Source organism: Mycoplasma sp. AC157 (assembly GCF_054343415.1).
Map to the genome: position 1 here is coordinate 22,295 of NZ_JBTGVE010000007.1, position 21,213 is coordinate 43,507.

Annotated in this window: 17 protein-coding genes; 1 reads left to right on the forward strand and 16 read right to left on the reverse strand. The window is 21.6% G+C overall.

Annotation, left to right across the window (positions count from 1 at the left end):
* Positions 1-72: 72 nt before the first annotated feature.
* The 16 genes from ACXX84_RS01875 to ACXX84_RS01950 all read right to left on the reverse strand — a co-directional run bounded on the left by ACXX84_RS01875 (position 73) and on the right by ACXX84_RS01950 (position 20,025).
* On the reverse strand, positions 73-1,170 hold the full coding sequence (locus ACXX84_RS01875; RefSeq protein ID WP_458572790.1) for a hypothetical protein: 1,098 nt from the start codon (positions 1,168-1,170) through the stop codon (positions 73-75).
* Positions 1,170-1,502 (reverse strand): hypothetical protein, encoded by a 333-nt coding sequence (locus ACXX84_RS01880; protein WP_458572791.1) that lies wholly within the window; start codon positions 1,500-1,502, stop codon positions 1,170-1,172. The genes ACXX84_RS01875 and ACXX84_RS01880 overlap by 1 nt, the downstream gene beginning before the upstream one ends.
* A 170-nt stretch (positions 1,503-1,672) precedes the next feature.
* On the reverse strand, positions 1,673-2,764 hold the full coding sequence (locus ACXX84_RS01885; protein ID WP_458572792.1) for a hypothetical protein: 1,092 nt from the start codon (positions 2,762-2,764) through the stop codon (positions 1,673-1,675).
* 2 nt (positions 2,765-2,766) lie between these two features.
* Complete coding sequence (locus ACXX84_RS01890; RefSeq protein WP_436358556.1) at positions 2,767-3,273, reverse strand: hypothetical protein; 507 nt, start codon at positions 3,271-3,273, stop codon at positions 2,767-2,769.
* Positions 3,274-3,281: 8 nt separating this feature from the next.
* Positions 3,282-4,385: a hypothetical protein gene (locus ACXX84_RS01895; protein ID WP_458572793.1), complete on the reverse strand. Its 1,104-nt coding sequence runs from the start codon at positions 4,383-4,385 to the stop codon at positions 3,282-3,284.
* Entirely contained in the window at positions 4,385-6,712 is a 2,328-nt protein-coding gene (locus ACXX84_RS01900) for a hypothetical protein (protein ID WP_458572794.1), read from the reverse strand. Before ACXX84_RS01900 ends, ACXX84_RS01895 begins: the two co-directional genes overlap by 1 nt.
* Positions 6,612-7,712, reverse strand: a complete 1,101-nt coding sequence (locus ACXX84_RS01905) for a hypothetical protein (protein ID WP_436358560.1) — start codon at positions 7,710-7,712, stop codon at positions 6,612-6,614. The genes ACXX84_RS01900 and ACXX84_RS01905 overlap by 101 nt, the downstream gene beginning before the upstream one ends.
* Positions 7,712-9,535 carry a hypothetical protein gene (locus ACXX84_RS01910; protein ID WP_458572795.1) on the reverse strand — a complete coding sequence of 608 codons (1,824 nt, stop codon included), beginning with the start codon at positions 9,533-9,535 and terminating at the stop codon, positions 7,712-7,714. The genes ACXX84_RS01905 and ACXX84_RS01910 overlap by 1 nt, the downstream gene beginning before the upstream one ends.
* A gap of 15 nt (positions 9,536-9,550) precedes the next feature.
* Positions 9,551-9,925 carry a hypothetical protein gene (locus tag ACXX84_RS01915; protein WP_458572796.1) on the reverse strand — a complete coding sequence of 125 codons (375 nt, stop codon included), beginning with the start codon at positions 9,923-9,925 and terminating at the stop codon, positions 9,551-9,553.
* A gap of 13 nt (positions 9,926-9,938) precedes the next feature.
* The gene (locus tag ACXX84_RS01920; RefSeq protein ID WP_458560649.1) at positions 9,939-11,027 is read right to left on the reverse strand and encodes a hypothetical protein; all 1,089 of its coding nucleotides are present in this window, start codon (positions 11,025-11,027) and stop codon (positions 9,939-9,941) included.
* A complete protein-coding gene (locus ACXX84_RS01925) occupies positions 11,027-12,244 on the reverse strand; it encodes a hypothetical protein (RefSeq protein ID WP_458572797.1) in 1,218 nt (405 codons plus the stop codon). Before ACXX84_RS01925 ends, ACXX84_RS01920 begins: the two co-directional genes overlap by 1 nt.
* Positions 12,245-12,249: 5 nt before the next feature.
* A complete protein-coding gene (locus tag ACXX84_RS01930) occupies positions 12,250-13,398 on the reverse strand; it encodes a hypothetical protein (RefSeq protein ID WP_458572798.1) in 1,149 nt (382 codons plus the stop codon).
* On the reverse strand, positions 13,379-16,930 hold the full coding sequence (locus tag ACXX84_RS01935) for a hypothetical protein (protein WP_458572799.1): 3,552 nt from the start codon (positions 16,928-16,930) through the stop codon (positions 13,379-13,381). Before ACXX84_RS01935 ends, ACXX84_RS01930 begins: the two co-directional genes overlap by 20 nt.
* Positions 16,930-18,600: a hypothetical protein gene (locus ACXX84_RS01940; RefSeq protein ID WP_436358564.1), complete on the reverse strand. Its 1,671-nt coding sequence runs from the start codon at positions 18,598-18,600 to the stop codon at positions 16,930-16,932. The genes ACXX84_RS01935 and ACXX84_RS01940 overlap by 1 nt, the downstream gene beginning before the upstream one ends.
* Positions 18,578-19,303 carry an ATP-binding cassette domain-containing protein gene (locus ACXX84_RS01945; protein ID WP_436358566.1) on the reverse strand — a complete coding sequence of 242 codons (726 nt, stop codon included), beginning with the start codon at positions 19,301-19,303 and terminating at the stop codon, positions 18,578-18,580. Before ACXX84_RS01945 ends, ACXX84_RS01940 begins: the two co-directional genes overlap by 23 nt.
* 164 nt (positions 19,304-19,467) lie before the next feature.
* Positions 19,468-20,025: a hypothetical protein gene (locus ACXX84_RS01950; RefSeq protein ID WP_436358567.1), complete on the reverse strand. Its 558-nt coding sequence runs from the start codon at positions 20,023-20,025 to the stop codon at positions 19,468-19,470.
* Positions 20,026-20,255: 230 nt separating this feature from the next.
* On the opposite strand from ACXX84_RS01950, the gene ACXX84_RS01955 reads away from it, so the two are divergent.
* The coding region (locus tag ACXX84_RS01955) for an IS1634 family transposase (RefSeq protein ID WP_458572800.1) at positions 20,256-21,213 on the forward strand (958 nt) is incomplete at its 3' end.

Genomic DNA, 21,213 nt, shown 5'->3' on the forward strand with positions numbered 1-21,213 from the left:
AACCATTTTTTTATTACTATTAATATAATTATAAACCAATAATATTTTTTTATAAATAAATTATGCAAATTATTAATTTCTTCTTTTTTCGTTTTTCCCTTCAGTAGATATGATTTTAAGTGGTCTAGAAAGTATAAAATGAATAGAATCTTTTTTAATATATTCTTTTTTTTCATCTGCTTTTACATCATAATCTTGTACTTTTCTTTCTCTAGAAAAAGTTAAATCATAATCATAGAAGTTTTCTGAGTCTTGATTTGCAATTATTTGAGCATTTTCCCTTGCACTTAAATCATTTTCAATGTTATATCAGTCGTTTAAATAATTTCGAGATGTGAAACCTAAATTTTCTGTTGTAAATACATTTATTATAGGCGAAGATGAGTGAAACTTATCAATTTCTTTTTGCAAAATACCTGGAAATATTTTTTCTATTTTAGGTTTTGGAGTAGAAAATCATTTATAATTTTCATTTGCTTTATACTGAAAAATACCAAAATTAGACAATAAATTTATTTTAGAAAAATAGTTATTATTATAATCTTCAGGGAAATATAAAGCTTTATTAAAAGCAAAGCGTCCTTCTAAATGTAAATTTGGAATTGATAATAAGTATTCCATTATTGTTGTATTAATGGAAAAAATTTCATTATAATCTTTATCACTTTTAGAAAAATTAAATTTAAATTTATAATTACTCTCTTTTACTAAATAAATTTCATTTCCGTTTTTGTATTTTATTTTTTTATTTGGAGCTAATTTATCAATAACATCTTTATAAACCTTGAATTTAAATTGAAAGTCTAATAATCACTTAAAGAAAATTTCTGTTTTTTCTTGCTTAAAATATATAAAAATGTTTTCATTATTAAAATTTTCTAATTTTATGCTTTCATAAGTAGGTCTTAATTCTATTAATTTATTAACATTTATTATTTCGTAATAATCTCTGTTATTAAAATCAAATTCTTCAAAGTCATCAAACACATAATTGTCAGTTCCTACGTATTTTTCTTTATATTTGTTAAAAAGTTCATCATATTTTTGTTCTTCAGGTGTTTTTGGAAAATCCGGTTCTTTAGACTTTTCTTCATAATTACAACTTGCTACCAAATTTACAGAAGCAAAAGTTAAGGTTGCTGCACTATTTAATAATATTTTCTTTTTCATTATTTTGTTCCTTCTATTTTTTTAGCTCTATATTTTATGTAATCTTTTAAATATGACATCATCCCTTCTTGTGAATCGAAGAAAAGTTCTTGATTATTTAAATCTATTGTTCACAAGTTGTAGTAATTAGATTTTATTTCGATAGATTTGTTATTTTCTACATAAAATCTTCTTTCTGCAACAGGCAGAATTAATTTACCGAGAATTAATCTATAATTTAATTGGAAAATTTTAGGATCATTAAATTCAAATAATTCTTCTCTAAAAGGTTGTCCACGAGAGATAAGGGTACTTTTTAGTCCTGGTATGTAATATCTTTCTTTAGGTTTCATTCTTTTTAAAAGATATTCTTCTAAATTAGATTCTTCGGTTTGATTTGCTAATTCTGTAATGTTTGTATACCTTGAATTATAGTTATAGATTTTTTTCTCAGCATCATCTACAGAAATAAAGTTTTTTAAAATGTATATTTTAATTTTGTGGCTTCTTTTTTATAATTGTTTTAATATTCTCTTTTTTTGTTTTTCCCTTCAGTAGATATAATTTGAAGAGGTCTTGAAAGTATAAAATGAATAGAATCTTTTTCTACATATTCTCTTCTTTCATCTGTTTTTACATCATAATCTCGTACTTTTCTTTCTCGAGAAAAAGTTAAATCATAATCATAGAAGTTTTCTGAGTCTTGATTTGCAATTATTTGAGCATCTTCTCTTGCTCTTCAATCGTTTTCAATGTTATATCAATCATTTAAATCGTTTTCTGATTTCAAACCAAAATCAAGTGTTGTTTTTAAGTTTATTATAGGTTTAGAGGAATTGAATTTATCAATTTCTTTTTTAGGAATGTTTGGTATTAATTTTTCTATTTTAGGTTTTGGTATTGAAAATATTTTGGAATGATCTCATTTTTCCCTTTCATCAAATGAATAATTAGATTCTATATCTAAATTAGAAAAATAACTATGTTCTTCGCTTGGTCCAAAAGCAAACGATGTTGTTAAAGCAAATAATCCTTTTATTTTTACATTTGGTATTTGTATAATTTTATCCATAACATAATAATGCATAGCAATTATTTCACTATATTCTTCATGTTTTTTAGAAATAGAAAAATCAAAAATACTTTCTTTAACTAAATATATATCTTCTTTATTATTTTTTTGTTTAATTTTTTTCTTTGGTTCAAATTTATCTATTACTTCTTTATATACGCTGTATTTAAAATTAAAATCTATCATTCATTGAGCAAATTTTTCTTGACTTTCTTCAGTGAAATAAAGATAAATATTTTGATTATTTTCTGTTTCAAGGTGAGTTAATTCATACACAGGATTTAATTTTACTAATTTTTTAGCATTAACAATTTGATAATAATTTATATTATTAAAATCAAATTCTTTAAAGTCATCAAACACATAATTGTCAGTTCCTACGTATTTTTCTTTATATTTGTCAAAAAGCTCATCGTGTTTTTGTCTAATAGGACTTTTAGGAAAATCTTGCTCTTTAGATTTCTCTTCATTACAACTTGCTACCAAATTTACAGAAGCAAAAGTTAAGATTGCTGCACTAGTTAATAATATTTTCTTTTTCATTATTATGTTCCTTCTATTTTTTTAGCTCTATATTTTATGTAATCTTTTAGATATGTCATCATTCCTTCTTGTGAATCGAAGAAAAGTTCTTGATTATTTAAATCTATTGTTCACAAGTTGTAGTAATTAGATTTTATTTCTATTGATTTGTTATTTTCGACATAAAATCTTCTTTCTGCTACAGGCAGAATTAGTTTTCCAAGAATTAATCTATAGTTTAATTGGAAAATTTTTGGATCATTAAATTCAAACAATTCTTCTCTAAAAGGTTGTCCTCTAGAGATAAGGGTACTTTTTAGTCCTGGGATGTAATATCTTTCTTTAGGTTTCATTCTTTTTAAAAGATATTCTTCTAAATTAGATTCTTCAGTTTGGTTTGCTAATTCTGTAATATTTGTATATCTTGAATTGTAATTATAGATTTTTTCTCTGCATCATCTACAGAAATAAAGTTTTTTAAAATTCCTATTTTGGTATTTTCTAAGAATAAAAATTCTTTGTTTTTTCAAAAAAAGAATTAACGTCTTCTTTTTTCGTTTTCCCCTTCAGTTGATATAATTCTTAAAGGTCTTGACAATATAAAATGAATAGAATCTTTTTCTATGTGTTTTCTATAATCTTTTATTTCACTATCATATTCTTTTTCCAATCTTTCTCTAGAAAAAGTTAAATCATAATCATAAAAATTTTCTGAATCTTGATTTGCAATTATTTGAGCATTTTCCCTTGCGTTTCAATCATTTTCAATATTATATCAATCATTAAAATAACTTTCTGATGTATTACTAATATCTAAAATAGAAGAGAAATTTATTTTAGGATTACTTGTATTGAATTTAACCATATCTTCTTTAGATATATCTTCTGAAAATTTGTTTAATTTAGGTTTTTGAGTTGAAAATAATTTGTATTTTGAATTAATTAAATTTGGAAAATTTATATTAGAAAATATAGACAATTCAGAAAAGTAATTATTTTTCATTTCTTCTTGAAATATTAAATTTGAATTAAAATAAAAATAACCCTTTATCTTGACATTTGGTATTAATAAAAGTTTTTCCATAATGAATGGATACATTGCAACTACAATTAAATAATCATCTTGTTTTTTAGAAAAAGTGAAATCAAAATTACTTTCTTTTACTAAATATATATCTTCTTTATTATTATTTTGTTTAATTTTTTTATTTGGAGCAAATTTATCAATTACATCCTTGTATACTTTAAATTTAAAATTGTAATCTTTTATTCAATCGTAAAGTTTCTGAAATTCTTCTTTCTTAAAATATCAAAAAATATTATTATTGTTATTGATATTTTTATTTTCTTCAGAAGGGTAAGTATCTTGAAAATACTCATCTATTTCAATTAATTTTTTCATATTTACAATTTCATAATGTTCATGATTATTGAAATCAAATTCTTCAAAATCATCAAATACATAATTGTCAGTTCCTACATATTTTTCTTTATATTTGTTAAAAAGTTCTTCATATTTTTGTTCTTCAGGCGTTTTTGGAATATCTGGTTCTTTAGTTTTCTCTTCATTACAACTTGCTACCAAATTTACAGAAGCAAGGGTCAAAACTGTTGCACTGGTTAATAATATTTTCTTTTTCATTATTTTGTTCCTTCTATTTTTTTAGTTCTATATTTTATGTAATCTTTTAGATATGACATCATTCCTTCTTGAGAATCAAAGAATAACTCTTGATTATTTAAGTCTATTGTTCACAAATTGTAATAGTTAGATTTTATTTCAATCGATTTGTTATTTTCTACGTAAAATCTTCTTTCTGCTACAGGCAGAATTAATTTTCCTAGAATTAATCTATAGTTTAATTGGAAAATTTTAGGATCATTAAATTCGAATAATTCTTCTCTAAAAGGTTGTCCACGAGAAATTAATGTACTTTTTAATCCTGGTATGTAATATCTTTCTTTAGGTTTCATTCTTTTTAAAAGATATTCTTCTAAATTAGATTCTTCAGTTTTGTTGGCTAATTCTGTAATGTTGGTATATCTTGAATTGTAGTTGTAGATTTTTTTCTCTTCATCATCCACTGAAATAAAGTTTTTTAAAATTCCTATTTTGGTATTTTCTAAGAATAAAAATTCTTTGTTTTTTAAAAAGTATTGATTAAAATTTCCTAAAATCTTAAGCAATTTTTCATCTTTTTTAGTTTTATTATTTTCATAATAATCTAATCAAATGCTTCTTAGTTGATTTAGTCCATTTATAGTTGAATCTGTTTTATTTATGTATTTTATTTTTTGATTATTAAATGGATTTTTTATTAATTTTTGATGATTAATAATTGTATAATCATTTTTTTCGATATTTTCAAATAATGATATATTATTTTGATTTTTATAAACAAATTTATCATTTAAAGAAAAGAATTTATTTTTAGTAAAAATTCGATATATAAGTAATTTATTATCTGCAAGTCTATCTTTAATTAAAAAAGGTAAAGAGCTAAAATTTAAATTTTTATTTACTGTTTTTTTATTACTTTGTTTAGAAATAGAATTTTCATAACTATAAATATATTCTGGAAGTCAAGAAATCAATTGTTTATTTGATTCAGATATAAACTTTTTCTTACTTTCTACATCCAACATTAAATCATTATTAAATTCTTTATATCTTTCTTTTAATTGAGAATTATTTTTAAACATTTTATTGAGAGTTAAGACTATTTGATTATTTAGGGTTTGTATGTTTAAATTTTTAATTCTATTTTCAAAAACTCTTTTTAATTTATTTGTATCTAATTTTAAGTTGACTTCTATATTGAAATTATTTCATGCTCTTGCTGAATCATAAGAATCCAAAATGCTTACTGGTGCTTTGGAAAAACCCAAAAGTCTTAGAAAAGCATACTCATCTAGTTTTCATTTAGTCTTTGTTTTTATATGCATATGATTTATTGATAAAAAGTTTTTATCTTTGAGTCTGAGTGTAACATCTCCAACTTTATTTACTGTAAAATTATATTTCTGTTCTAAATCTGTTGTGAAATAATCATTAGAATTTTTCATTGTTTCTAAAACGTTTTCCACATTATATTTATCAATATAATTTTGACTAACATTTTTTTCTAAAGTAAGACCATTTTCGTCATTTTGCATAATGTATCAATTACTTTCATTATCATTAACAGAAACTTCAAAACCATTGTTTGATTTGTTTTTATCTCCTTTTGTTTCAACTAATTTAAATTGTAATTTAAAAACGTTTTCATTTTTCATATCAAATAAATCATCAATAAAATGATTCATAACATTTTCTAAATAATTTTCTAAATCAGTATTATCTCTATGATAAATATAGTCGTTTCCATTAAGTGTAATTCCTTGTTTTTCCTGATTAATTTTCACATTTTCTAAATCATCTTTATGACGTATAATTACATCTTTTTTTGATAATTTTTCATACAATTTATCTATATCATCCTGTATAAATGGATTGATTTTTAGATCATATTCTGGTTGATTTACTTCTTTAACTTTAAATTCATAAAACGGATTATAAGTTAAATTTTCTTTAATTGCTTCAACTATGCTTAACTGCGCTTCTTCTTGAGTATCAAAAGGATTGTTGAAACTATCAAAGTATTTTTTAACTATTCTGTTTTCAGAAATGTATGAATCAATTGCAAGTCTTTGATTATCAACATAATTTCCAAAAATATCTCTGTATGCAGGTTTTATTTTTTCTCGATCATATTTATAAAGTTTTTCTGGTTCAAGAAAAACTTGACCATATTGATTATTTGTGTCTTTTAAACCAATTGCACTTGTGAATCTTCTGTTACCTATTTTTAATAATTCATTTAGAATTTTAATTTTGTTTTTGATTTTTTCCTTCAGTAGATATAATTTTAAGCGGTCTAGAAAGTATAAAGTGAATAGAATCCTTTTCAATGTATTCTCTTCTTTCATCTGTTTTTACATCATAATCTCGTACTTTTCTTTCTCTAGAAAAAGTTAAATCATAATCGTAAAAATTATTTAAATCTTTATTTGCAATTATTTGAGCATTTTCCCTTGAGTTTAAATCATTTTCAATATTATATCAATCATTAAAATAATTTTCTGATTTATTGCTAATATCTAAAATAGAAGAGAAATTTATTTTAGGAATATTTGAATTGAATTTAGAAATATCTTCTTTAGATATATCTTCTAAAAATTTGTTTAATTTTGGTTTTGGAGTTGAAAATAGTTTGTATTTTGAATTAATTAAATTTCTAAAATTTATATTAGAAAATATAGACAATTCAGAAAAATAATTATTTTTAAATTCTTCTTGAAATACTAAATTAGAATTAAAATAAAAATAACCTTTTATTTTAACATTTGGTATTAATAAAAGTCTTTCCATAATAAATGGATACATTGCCACAACAATTAAATAATCATCTTGTTTTTTAGAAAAAGTGAAATCAAAATTACTTTCTTTAACTAAATATATATCCTCTTTATTATTTTGTTTAATTTTTTTACTGGGAGCAAATTGATCAATTACATCCTTGTATACTTTAAATTTAAAATTGTAATCTTTTATTCAATCATAAAGTTTCTGAAATTCTTCTTTTTTAAAATATCAAAAAATATTATTATTGTTGTTGATATTTTTATTTTCTTCAGAAGGGTAAGTATCTTGAAAATACTCATCTATTTCAATTAATTTTTTCATATTTACAATTTCATAATGTTCATGATTATTGAAATCAAATTCTTCAAAATCATCAAATACATAATTGTCAGTTCCTACATATTTTTCTTTATATTTGTTAAAAAGTTCTTCATATTTTTGTTCTTCAGGCGTTTTTGGAAAATTTGGTTCTTTTGATTTTTCTTCATGATTACAACTTACTACCAAATTTACAGAAGCAAAAGCTAGGATTGCTGCACTAGTTAATAATATTTTCTTTTTCATTATTTAGTTCCTTCTATTTTTTTAGTTCTATATTTTATATAATCTTTTAGATATGACATCATTCCTTCTTGAGAATCAAAGAATAATTCTTGATTATTTAAATCTATGGTTCACAAATTATAATAGTTAGATTTTATTTCAATAGATTTGTTATCTTCTACATAAAATCTTCTTTCTGCTACAGGAAGAATTAATTTTCCAAGAATTAATCTGTAGTTCAATTGGAAAATTTTAGGATCATTAAACTCAAATAATTCTTCTCTAAAAGGTTGTCCACGAGAAATTAATGTGCTTTTTAATCCTGGGATATAATATCTTTCTTTAGGTTTCATCCTTTTTAAAAGATATTCTTCTAAATTAGACTCTTCTGTTTGGTTAGCTAATTTTGTAATATTGGTATATCTTGAATTATAGTTGTAGATTTTTTTCTCTGCGTTATCTACAGAAATAAAGTTTTTTAAAATTCCTATTTTGGTGTTTTCTAAAAATAAAAATTCTTTATTTTTTCAAAAATATTCATTAAAATTTTCTAAAATCTTAAGCAATTTTTCATCTTTTTTAGTTTTATTATTTTCATAATAATCTAATCAAATACTTCTTAATTGATTTAATCCATTTATAGTAGAATCAGTTTTGTTTATATATTTTATTTTTTGATTATTAAATGGGCTTTTTATTAATTTTTTGTGATTAATAATTGTATAATCATCTTTTTCTATATGTTCAAATAATGATATATTATTTTGATTTTTATAAACAAATTTATCATTTAAAGAAAAGAATTTATTTTTCATAAAAATGTTATAAATATCTAAATTTATTCCCAATAATCTATATTTAATCAAAACTGATAGTGAATTAAAATTAAAATTTTTATTCAGTGTTTTTTTATTATTTTGTTTAGAAATAGAATTTTCATAACTATAAATATATTCAGGGAGTCAAGAAATAAATTGATTATTTGATTCAGATATAAACTTTTTCTTACTTTCCACATCTAACATTAAATCATTATTTAATTCTCTATATTTTTCTTTTAATTCAGGATTGTTTTTCAAAATTTTATTGAGTGTTAAAGTTATTTGATTATTTAGAGTTTGTATGGTTAAGTTTTTAACTCTATTTTCAAAAATTCTTTTTAATTTATTTGTATCTAATTTTAAGTTAACTTCTATATTAAAATTATTTCACGCTTGTGCTCTATCATAAGAATCCAAAATACTTACTGGTGCTATTGAAGTACCAAAAAATCTTACAATTGCTTGTTCATTAAGTTTTCATTTAGTCTTTGTTTTTATATACATATTATTTATTGATAAAAAGTTTTTTTCTTTTAATCTAAGAGTAACATCTCCAACTTTATTTACAAAAAAATTATATTTCTGTTCTAAATCTGTTGTGAAGTAATCATCAGAATTTTTCATTGTTTCTAAAACATTTTCTACATTATATTTATCTATATAATTTTGACTAACATTTTTTTCTAAAGTAAGACCATTTTCATCATTTTGCATAATAGATCAATTACTTTCATCATCATTAATAGAAACTTCGAAACCATTGTTTGATTTGTTTTTATCTCCTTTTGTTTCAACTAATTTAAATTGCAATTTAAAAACGTTTTCGTTTTTCATATCAAATAAATCATCAATAAAATTATTCATAATATTTTTTAAATAATTTTCTAAATCAGTATTATCTCTATGATAAATATAATCATTTCCATTGAGTGTAATTCCTTGTTTTTCCTGATTAATTTTTACATTTTCTAAATCGTCTTTATGACGTAAAATTACATCTTTTTTTGATAATTTTTCATACAATTTATCTATATCATCCTATATAAATGGATTAATTTTTAAATCGTATTCTGTCTGATTTACTTCTTTAACTTTAAATTCATAAAACGGATTGTAAGTTAAATTTTCTTTAATTCCTTCAACAATACTTAACTGTGCTTCTTCTTGAGTATCAAAAGGATTGTTGAAACTATCAAAGTATTTTTTAACTATTCTGTTTTCAGAAATGTATGAATCAATTGCTAGTCTTTGATTATCAACATAATTTCCAAAAATATCTCTGTATGCAGGTTTTATTTTTTCTCGATCATATTTATAAAGTTTTTCTGGTTCAAGAAAAACTTGACCATATTGATTATTTATGTCTTTAAGACCAATTGCACTTGTGAATCTTCTGTTTCCTATTTTTAACAATTCATTTAGAATTTTAATTTTGTTTTTGATTTTTTCCTTCAGTAGATATGATTTTTAAAGGTCTTGACAATATAAAGTGAATAGAATCTTTTTTAATATATTCTCTTTTTTCATCTGTTTTTACATCATAATCTTGTACTTTTCTTTCTCTAGAAAAAGTTAAATCATAATCAAAGAAGTTTTCTGAGTATTGATTTGCAATTGTTTCAACATTTTCTCTTGCACTTAAATCATTTTCAATATTATATCAATCATTTAAATAATTGTCTGAATCTAATTCAAAATCTATGGTTGTTAATAATTTTATGTTTGGAGCAGTAACATTAAATTTTTCCATTTCTTTTTTTGTCATATTTGGAAATAATTTTTCTATTTTTGGTTTAGGTATAGAAAAAATTTTGAAATGATCTCTGAATCCTCTTTCTCCGAAAGTTAAATTTGATTTTATATCTAGTGATGAAAAGTAACTATGTTCATCGTTTACACCAAAAGTCATAGCAGAAGTTAAAGCAAATAAGCCTTCTATTTTTACATTAGGTATTTGAACTAGTCTGTTCATAACAAAATAACTAACAGCCATTATTTCACTATAATAATCTTTCGTTTTAGATAAAGTAAAATTATAATTACTTTCTTTAACTAAATAGACATCTTTATTATTTAAATACTTTATTTTCTTTTCGGGCGCTAATTTATCTATAACATCTTTATATACTTTATATTTAAATTCAAAATCATTAAATCATGTATAAAATTTTTCTTCACTTTCTTTAGTAAAAAATAAATAAATATTTTGATTATTTTCTATTTTAATATTTTTTATTTGAAATACAGGATTTAACTCTACTAATTTTTTAGCATTAACTATTTGATAATGATTTATATTATTAAAATCAAATTCTTCAAAATCATCAAATACATAATTATCAGTTCCTACGTATTTTTCTTTATATTTGCTAAAAAGTTCATCATATTTTTGCTCTTCAGGTGTTTTTGGGAAATTTGGTTCTTTGGATTTTTCTTCATAATTACAACTTACTACCAAATTTACAGAAGCAAAAGTTACGATTGCTGCACTTGTTAATAATATTTTCTTTTTCATTATTTAGTCCCTTCTATTTTTTTAGCTCTATATTTTATGTAATCTTTTAAATATGACATCATACCTTCTTGAGAATCGAAGAAAAGTTCTTGATTATTTAAATCTATGGTTCACAAGTTATAATAATTAGATTTTATTTCGATAGATTTGTTATTTTCTACATAAAATCTTCTTTCTGCTACAGGCAGAATTAATTTTCCTAGGATTAGTCTATAGTTTAATTGAAAAATTTTAGGGTCATTAAACTCAAATAATTCTTCTCTAAAAGGTTGTCCACGAGAGATAAGGGTACTTTTTAGTCCTGGTATGTAATATCTTTCTTTAGGTTTCATTCTTTTTAAAAGATATTCTTCTAAATTAGATTCTTCGGTTTGATTTGCTAATTCTGTAATGTTTGTATACCTTGAATTATAGTTATAGATTTTTTTCTCAGCATCATCTACAGAAATAAAGTTTTTTAAAATTCCTATTTTAGTATTTTCTAAGAATAAAAATTCTTTGTTTTTTCTAAAATATTCACTAAAATTTTCCAAAATGTTAAATAATTTTTTATCTTTTTTGTCTTTATTATTTTTATAATAATCTAATCAAATGCTTCTTAATTGATTTAATCCATTTATGGTTGAATCTGTTTTATTTATGTATTTTATTTTTTGATTATTAAATGGATTTTTTACTATTTTTTTATGATTAATAATTGTATAATCATTTTTTTCTATATTTTCAAACATTGATATATTATTTTGATTTTTATAAACAAATTTATCATTTATAGAAAAGAATTTGTTTTTGACATAATAATTATTTAAAGCATTAAAAGAGTTAATTAAATATTCCTTAACTTGATCTTTTATGATTTTATTAAAATTATTTTCTTTTTTAAAATCTTTTTTAATAAATTCCTTAGAAATTTCATTTAGAGAATAATAATAAATTTTATCAATAGATATTGGGGTTTCTTTTATTTTTTGTAATAATAAAATTTTACTTTCCATATCTAAGATTAAATCATTATTTAGTTCTCTGTATTTTTCTTTTAATTCAGGATTGTTTTTCAAAATTTTATTGAGTGTTAAAACTATTTGATTATTTATAGTTTGTATGTTTAAATTTTTAACTCTATTTTCAAAAACTCTTTTTAATTTATATTTATCCAACTTTAAGTTTACTTCTATATCAAAATTATTTCATGCTCTTGCTGAATCATAAGAATCCAAAATACTTACTGGGCTTTAGAAAAACCAAAATATCTTACAATTGCTCGTTCATCTAGTTTTCATTTAGTCTTTGTTTTTATATTCATATTATTTATTGATAAAAAGTTTTTATCTTTTAATCTAAGAGTAACATCTCCAACTTTATTTACAAAAAAATTATATTTCTGTTCTAAATCTGTTGTGAAGTAGTCATCAGAATTTTTCATTGTTTCTAAAACGTTTTCAACATTATATTTATCAATATAATTTTGACTAACATTTTTTTCTAAAGTAAGACCATTTTCATCATTTTGCATAATAGATCAATTACTTTCATCATCATTAATAGAAACTTCGAAACCATTGTTTGATTTGTTTTTATCTCCTTTTGTTTCAACTAATTTAAATTGCAATTTAAAAACGTTTTCGTTTTTCATATCAAATAAATCATCAATAAAATTATTCATAATATTTTTTAAATAATTTTCTAAATCAGTATTATCTCTATGATAAATATAGTCATTTCCATTGAGTGTAATTCCTTGTTTTTCCTGATTAATTTTTACATTTTCTAAATCGTCTTTATGACGTAAAATTACATTTTCTTTAGCTAAAATATCTCTCAATTTATCTATATCATCTTGTATAAATGGATTAATTTTTAAATCGTATTCTGGTTGATTTACTTCCTTAACTTTAAATTCATAAAACGGATTATAAGTTAAATTTTCTTTAATCCCTTCAACTATACTTAACTGTGCTTCTTCTTGTGTATCAAAAGGATTGTTGAAACTATCAAAGTATTTTTTAACTATTCTGTTTTCAGAAATGTATGAATCAATTGCAAGTCTTTGATTATCAACATAATTTCCAAAAATATCTCTGTATGCAGGTTTTATTTTTTCTCGATCGTATTTATAAAGTTTTTCTGGTTCAAGAAAAACTTGACCATATTGATTATTTGTGTCTTTTAAACCAATTGCACTTGTAAATCTTCTGTTTCCTATTTTTAATAATTCATTTAAAATTTCTTGATGATTTCTAAATGATTTAGGTACACCATTTATTTCTATTACATATAAATGTCCTGTTTCTGAATCACCAGAAGCAGAGACAGAAATTACCGGTAAAGAAACATAAGCTGCTGTTGTTAAACTAAATATTATTTTTTTCATTGTTTTCTCCTTTTATTTTGTTTTTTCTATATTCTTCTATGAAGTAATTTATTAATTCTTCTTTGGAGTCAAATTCTTTTCCTAAATAAGAATATACAGTTCTTGGATTATAGCGATAGACTTCTTTTCTGATATCTAAACTTTTATCTGTTTTTAAAAACTCTTTTGCCTGGTCATAATTTAAAAAGTATTTAACATTATTTTCTTTATCAAAAATTTTATAAAGAATAATTTTTTGATAACTTTTAAGTTCGCTATATTTATATTGACCGTCAATATCTCTTCTTAAGACAAATTTTGATCTAACTTTAAATTTGTCTGCATATTTAGTAAGCAGTTGCTCTATTTCTTTTTTAACATCTAAATAGACATATTTAGAATTAGAACGAATATTTGTATCAAGTACAACAAATCTTTCACTATTACTTAAATCATTATTTAATAATAATTTTTCAATTTCTTCTCTACTTAAATAAGAATTATCATATTTTTCTAGTGAAAGATTTTCTAAAAATTTTTCTTGTTCTAATGGATAAGAATCTTTTAGTTCAGGAACCTGTAATAAATAAATTGGTTTTAAATTAATATTTAAATAGTTAATGAATTTTTTCATTAATTCTTTATAGTTATCTACTTTATATTGAAAATTATCAGAGTCAAATTTTAAATAAGTAATATCTGTTAAGTATCTAGCGCGATTATTTTCGTTTGCTAAATAATTTTGCAATTCTTCAACACTCTCAAAGAAAGGCATAGTGTTTTTATCAAAATTTGATGTAGGAATTTCTTTTTCAAAGGAATATAATATTTTTAAATCATCGATATATTCTAATTGTAAATTTCCTTTTTCAATTTCTTGAATTACTTCTTTTTTAAGGTATTCAAACATATACTGATCATATTTTTTATTATTAAAATAAAATTCATCTTTTACTGTTGCATTTAAAATTTTTACTGGTGTTAAGATTTTATCTTTGATCTTGCTAATGTCAGAATTTACTTTATTTCATAATCCTCAAAAACGTTTTGTGGAACTTCCGCCTTGTCAAATATAATCTTCTTCTGAATTTGGTTTAAAAACATATTCATGAAATTCTTCTGTTCCTATTGCTTGAATAATAAAGTCAAAAAGGATTTCAACACCAAAAGCTCAAGGTCCTAAAACTTGACTTAAGTTTTTAATTGCTCCTGCTGCATTTTTAATAAAATATAAGGTGGATTCTAGTGTTTTTTCTGTACTTGCAAAGAAGATGAAATCTGTTGCAAGACCTAAAAGTGCTGCACTTTTATTTAAAAATTTTTGATTTTGTTCACTAATATGTTTTTTAGTTGGTTTTGTGTATTTTCCCGTACTTTTGAATTTTTTTGTTCATTTTCAATGAGTTTTTTGATCCACTTTTTTTAGTATTTTATCTTTTTCTTGTCTTAAAGTTAGAACAGTGTCATAAAACTTTGGAGAATCAATTAAAGAAGTGTGATTTGCAAAATCATTTGAAGCAAATTTAACAAAACTAATTAGTTCAAAATAATCTTTATATTGATCTTTTAATGTTTTAATTTCTTTGGATGGAATATAAGCACTACTACTTTCTTCATATTCAATGTTAAATATATCAACATCAGGTAGTGTTAATAATTGTTCTATTGAAGATTTTAAAACAAATTTAATGCTTTTTGAAACTGCAATAGTAGCATCAATAAATTCTTGTTGGCTTTTGTTTAAAGAGTTAAAAACAGGAACATTTTTAACATATTCTAAAGTGTTTTCGTTGTAATTATAGGCATTTTTGGTTTTTGAAGTTAAAGAATACAATTCAAAAAATTCTTTGTATTTTCTTAATTCTTCTTCGCTATTAGTGTCTTTTAATAAAAGGATTCTATCAAATTCTTCACTTGAATTTGTGTTAGTTAAAGAAGCGGTTGCAAAATTTATTAAATTAATTGCATTCATAAATTTAGTACTTTGTGTAAGCGAACCTAAAAAGTAGTCAGGACTTGTTGATACCGAAATATTTAAATCATCTTTTAAACCATACAATTTTAATAAATCAATGTGTTCGTTGTTTTCTGTAACATAAAATTCATCTGTGAATATTTCTTTTAAAGTTGTATTAATAGTATTTAAAAATGATTTTATATATTTCTTAAATACATAAACTGTTTTAAAGTTAATTTTACTTTCAAACATTGCTGAAATAGAAGAAATATAAAAGGAATAAATTTGATTAAATATAGTTCCGTGTTTTCCTTTTAAAAGGATCTTATTTGCATCTTGAATTTTGTCTCAAAGAGTAACGTCTTTTAAATTAGCATATTTAATTTTAGAAAATTCTTCTTTCAAATTCTCTAGATCTTCTCTTAATAAATAATTATTTAAAATTGAGAAATTTTGATTATAATCTTTTTGTAATTTTTCTTTATCATTTTCGTTTAAATGGGAATTTAAAAGGAATTTGTCAAAATTAGCATCACTTTTTTGTTTAATAATTTGAGAGACAAAATTATTTACAAGACTTTTTTTAGTTTCTTCCATTGGGTTTGTAAATAATTTTTCTTCTCTCTCTTTTTTATTTCAATTATTTACATCAACAATGTCATTTATAGAACCTGATGGACTATCTAAAAATAATTTCCCATAGAAATTTTCTTTTACTGATTTATCTAAATCAACAATAAATTTATTTTGTCCGTTAGTTGAATTTAATTTTAAAATCGGTAATTCACTTAAATATGAATCAAATACTTGATTTTTGATAAAGTTATCATATTCATAAATTTTGTTTTTAAAATAAATGTATTTTTTGTAATTATTTTTTACAAAATTATCTAAATTAGATTTAATTGAAATATCAGAAAAAGAAATTAAATCATTTGGTGCTTTAATATGTTTATTAGTTTTAGCAAACTTAATTTTTGATTTTAATTCACTTAATTTTTGCTTATCTGATATATTTTTAGTAGCAATCTCTTGATAAAGATTTTCAAAATAATTAATTAATTCGGCTTTAGTTTGAAAAATTTTAGCATTGCCGCTATTTTTATCTAAAGTTGTTTCATATTTATAAAAGGAATTTACATTAAAATATGAAAGTTTTGCTTCTAATTCATCAGTAAAAACTTGATTATCTTTTCCAAGAAAAACTTCTTTATTTTCTAATTCATCTTTTCTTACAAGAGTTGGTCCAAATAAATTAGAATTTAACTCATTACTTGGTAAAATCTGTTTTTCAAGTTCTTGAATATCTTTATTAGAAAAGAATTCAACTGCTTCTATTTTTTGATCTAACATTACATTTAAATCACTAAAATTATCGATTAGTTTATCTAATGTTTTTGAAACAAAAACATCTTTGCTTTGATATTGTGTTTCTTGTTTTAATTGTTCTAAAATACTACTTTTGATTTGTTCTTCTTCATTAATTGTTTTCTTATTTTCTTTATTTATAGGCATTAAAATGGCAGCAGCAACTCCTGAACCTACTAAAACTGTTGCTATTGCACCAAAACCTAAATTTTTAATATATTTTTTCATTATTTACTCCTTTTTACCCAATAAAATATTAGAAATGAACCATTTAGTAATGTAACTAATATTATTAAAGTTAAACCTAAATAATTAAACTTATTTTTTACTGATATTTTATTAGTTACAACATATTGAAAATCAGTAATTTTTGGTTTATTTGCTAAAAATTCAAATTCATAATTTTTATTTTCATTGTTTGATAGATATTTAAAGTTTTTCAATTTATCAGATAAATTTTGAATTGAAAATGACTCAGAAATCAAATAATTTTTTCAATCATCGATTGTGTTAATATTTGAATAATAAATATGAAATTGTGATAAATCTACTTCAAAATATTTAAATGCACTATTTAATATTCAAACTTTATTATCCTTGAATATTAAATATTTTTGAGATATAAATTCAAAATCTTGATTATCTATTTTTGAATTTAAATCTATTTCTTTATTATTTAAAATCAAAGATTCTACATAAAATTTGCTCAGTTTATTATTTACAAATTTATCATTTATAAATCTTCTTTTTATAAACAATAAATTCAGAAAATCAAATAATTCTTGTGAATTTTGTTCAATAAATTGTTTTATAAAAAATTGGTCTTTTAGAAAATAGATAAAATCTCTTTTAAAAGTTTGAATATTTATATTATCTAAACCATTTAGTTGTCTTATAAACAAAATTTCATCATCACTAAAATCTTTTTCATCTCATAAATCTTTATTTATTTTTACTTTTAGATTTTCATAATTTATATTCTTATTTATGTTAGAAAAATTTAGTGTAGACAATAATGAATTTCTATCTAAGATTAAAAGTGCTTCTTGATTTTCTTTATATAAAAAATATTCATTGTTAGTAGTATCTCAATCATGCTTGTCAAATTGATTTATTTGATATAAAGTATTATAATTTCCTTTATTTTCTATATGTTTTATATTGTTGTGCATATTTTCTTTAAATACTAAAATTGAAAGTAAATATAGCGATTCAATAAAATCAAAATATTCTTTATTTTTATAGTTTAAAAACTTTTCAGAAACATTATAATAATTCATTTTATTTTCTTTTGATAACTCTATAGCTTGAAAAATATTTGGATTTTTATAATTTTCTGAATAGTTAATAGTACTTCTTGTTATAACAGGAATTAAAATAAAAGTACTAGTTATCATTGAATTGATCAAAATATTTTTCATAGATGATTTAAAAATTTTGATGATTAAAAGAAAAATAAAGGAAAATAATATAAAAACAAAGTTATTAACTAGTCAATTTAATAAAGTAATATAAATTACAACTAACTCACTAGAGGTGGCGAGAGAAATTATTATTTGATTTAATATTACAAGGAAATTTGTAACACTAAATAATATATAAATAGTTATTATTTTAGAAAATAAAATTACTCTTTTACTAGAAAATAAAGTGTTTTGAAAACCATCGTAGAAATTTCTTTTAGTTCCTATAAAAAGTAAATAAATCAAAGTAAAAGAAATAATTGCACAAATGACAAAATTAATATAAAAGATAAATCAATTATAGTTTATTAAATTATTCTTACTTAAAATTACAGGAATTACTGAAAACGAAGATAAAAAACAAAATACCAACAATATTCAAATTGTATGTGTTTTAAATAAATACTTAAAATTATTTTTTAAAATTGTTTTCATATTCTCCTTTGAGTGTTTCTATAATTACTTTTGTAAAATTTTCTTTTTTGTTTTTATTTTCTTTTAAATTGATTTCTTTAATTTCACCTGAATCAAGCAATACAAAATCTGTAACATAAGGCAAGATATTATTTATCTCATGGGAAACGATTACAATAGTCATATCGTTTTCAACTCTTAAATTATCTATAGTTTTGTAAAACTTTTCTTTTCAATAAATATCTAAATTACTTTCTAATTCATCAATTAGTAGTAATTTTGGCTTAATAAATTCCACTAATATCAAAATTAATTTTTGTTTTTCTCCTGAAGAAAATTTATTTGGGTTTTTATTAAAGGATATTTTATATTCTTGCATTTTATCTTTTATTGCTTGTTTTGAAATTTTCTTTTGATGAAAATAATAATAAAAATGTTCAATAAATTTCAATGCACTCATGTTGCTTGGAAATTTCAAATCAGTGTTGAAATATAAAACATCTTTTTTACCTTTGATTTTTTCTAAAAACTCATTGTCTATAAAAATTTCACCATCATAATCTGAATCATTTCCAGCAATTATTTTTAAAAGTGTACTTTTACCAGAACCATTATTTCCTGCTATTAAATAAAAACTTTTAAATTCGATGTTAAGTGAAATATTGTTTAATATTTTCTTGTCCTTATAAATTTTACTCACATTTTTGATAACTACTTTACTCATATATTCTAATTATATCATTTTATTTAAAAAAATTCACTTTTTTTATAAAAAGAATAAAAAATTTTGAATAAATTAGGGATTATTTTTACTTAAATTTTTATTTAAAATTCTTTTGAATAAAAAATCCGCTATTTTAAAAAACTAAATAGCGGATATAAACTTTTTTAAATTTTGTTATCAACAACCTTTTTTATTTTACTTTTTTCTTTTGATGAACTAGAATATTCCAATATTGAAATAATTAAAACACTGATAGCGGCAGGAAAAATAGTGAAATGAAATGGGATTTGTAAAACAAATAAACCAATTTTAAGTATACCTATAAATAAAACGCCCATTAATATACCAAAAACAATAAAAACTATTGCTGCATAAGCAATTAATATTATTTTTTTGTTTTTTACATTTAAACTTAGGTTCAAATTTTCTTTTTTGTAAATTAAAAAATAAAATAACATAGTGAAAAATATAAAAATAATTTTTTTGCTAAAACCTAATTTTGCATTTTTAATAAGCAAAAACTTATAGATAATGAAAATTAGATAATTGAATAAAGAATAGTAAATTATACAAAGAGTTAATACAAATTGTCATCCTCCATCTAAATAATGCAATTGCTTTTCACTAAATGTTATAAATAAAATTAGAAAAAATATAAATATTGTTAACATTAAATTTGAAAGAAAACCTAATGCTAAAATTTTCTTTTTATCTTGGTACATAATTCTCCTGTTTGTTTATTTAATTTATATACAACCATAATGTATATACAATATAATTATTTCACTTTGTGAAAATATTTGAACAAAACCTAAATTTTTACTATTTTTCTATACTTAGCAAAAAATGACACATTTTCAACAAAAAAATGTGTTTTTTTATCAAAATTTTTGATTTTTTTCTTTAATTTTTTCAAAATTTTAGTATAATATAAATACTTAGGAGGAACTATATGTTTTTTAATGATTTTAAAGTAAAATTACCTATTAAAAATGCAAAAATTTCTAGACAAAAAAATGTTAAATATGTTCAGTTAGTGATAGAAAGCAAATATGATAAAGTAAAAAAATACCAAGTGGACAAAAAAGTTTTAATCGGAAAAGCAACAGAAGATGAGAAATTTTTAATACCAAATGATAATTACTTTAATTATTTTGGTGAAGAAACTTTGATTGAAGTTGAATCAGAACAAAAATTTTCTGAGTCTATGAGTATTGGACAATATTTTGTGTATCAGTTTGTTTTTAAGAAACTTGGGATTGATTCAATCTTAAAAAATATGTATGGTGTGAAATCTGATTTGTTGCAAGGATTAGCTTGTTTTTATTCATTAGATTCTAATTCAACTTCGCAAGGATTTTTAGATTGAACATTTGATAACTATATAAAATTACAAAAACAATACTCATTAGCATCTATTTCTAAATTTATTACAAATGATATAACAAACCAAAATATTAACGATTTTTCATTTCAATGAATTAATAAATCAAAAGAATTATTTCATTTGAAAAATAAAGATGTTTATCTAAATATTGATTCTACAAATGTCGCAACTGAAGCTAAAAATATTGAAATGGCTGAATATGGTTATTCAAAAAATAACAAGAGCGAACCTATTGTAAACATTAATATGATTGTCGAACAATCAACTGGTATTCCTGTGTTTCACGAGGTTTATTCAGGATCAATAACAGACCAATCTCAATGTATTTCATTAATGGAAAAAGCGAATTCTTTTGAACTAAGAAAACATATTTTTGTTCTTGATAGAGGATATTTTTCATCCAAAAACCTTGATTTTATAGTAGAAAACGATTTTCAATTCATTATGATGGCTCGTACCTGAAACAAACAATTAAGAGAAATAATTTCAAGAAAAAAGAATGAAATTATTGATCAATATAACA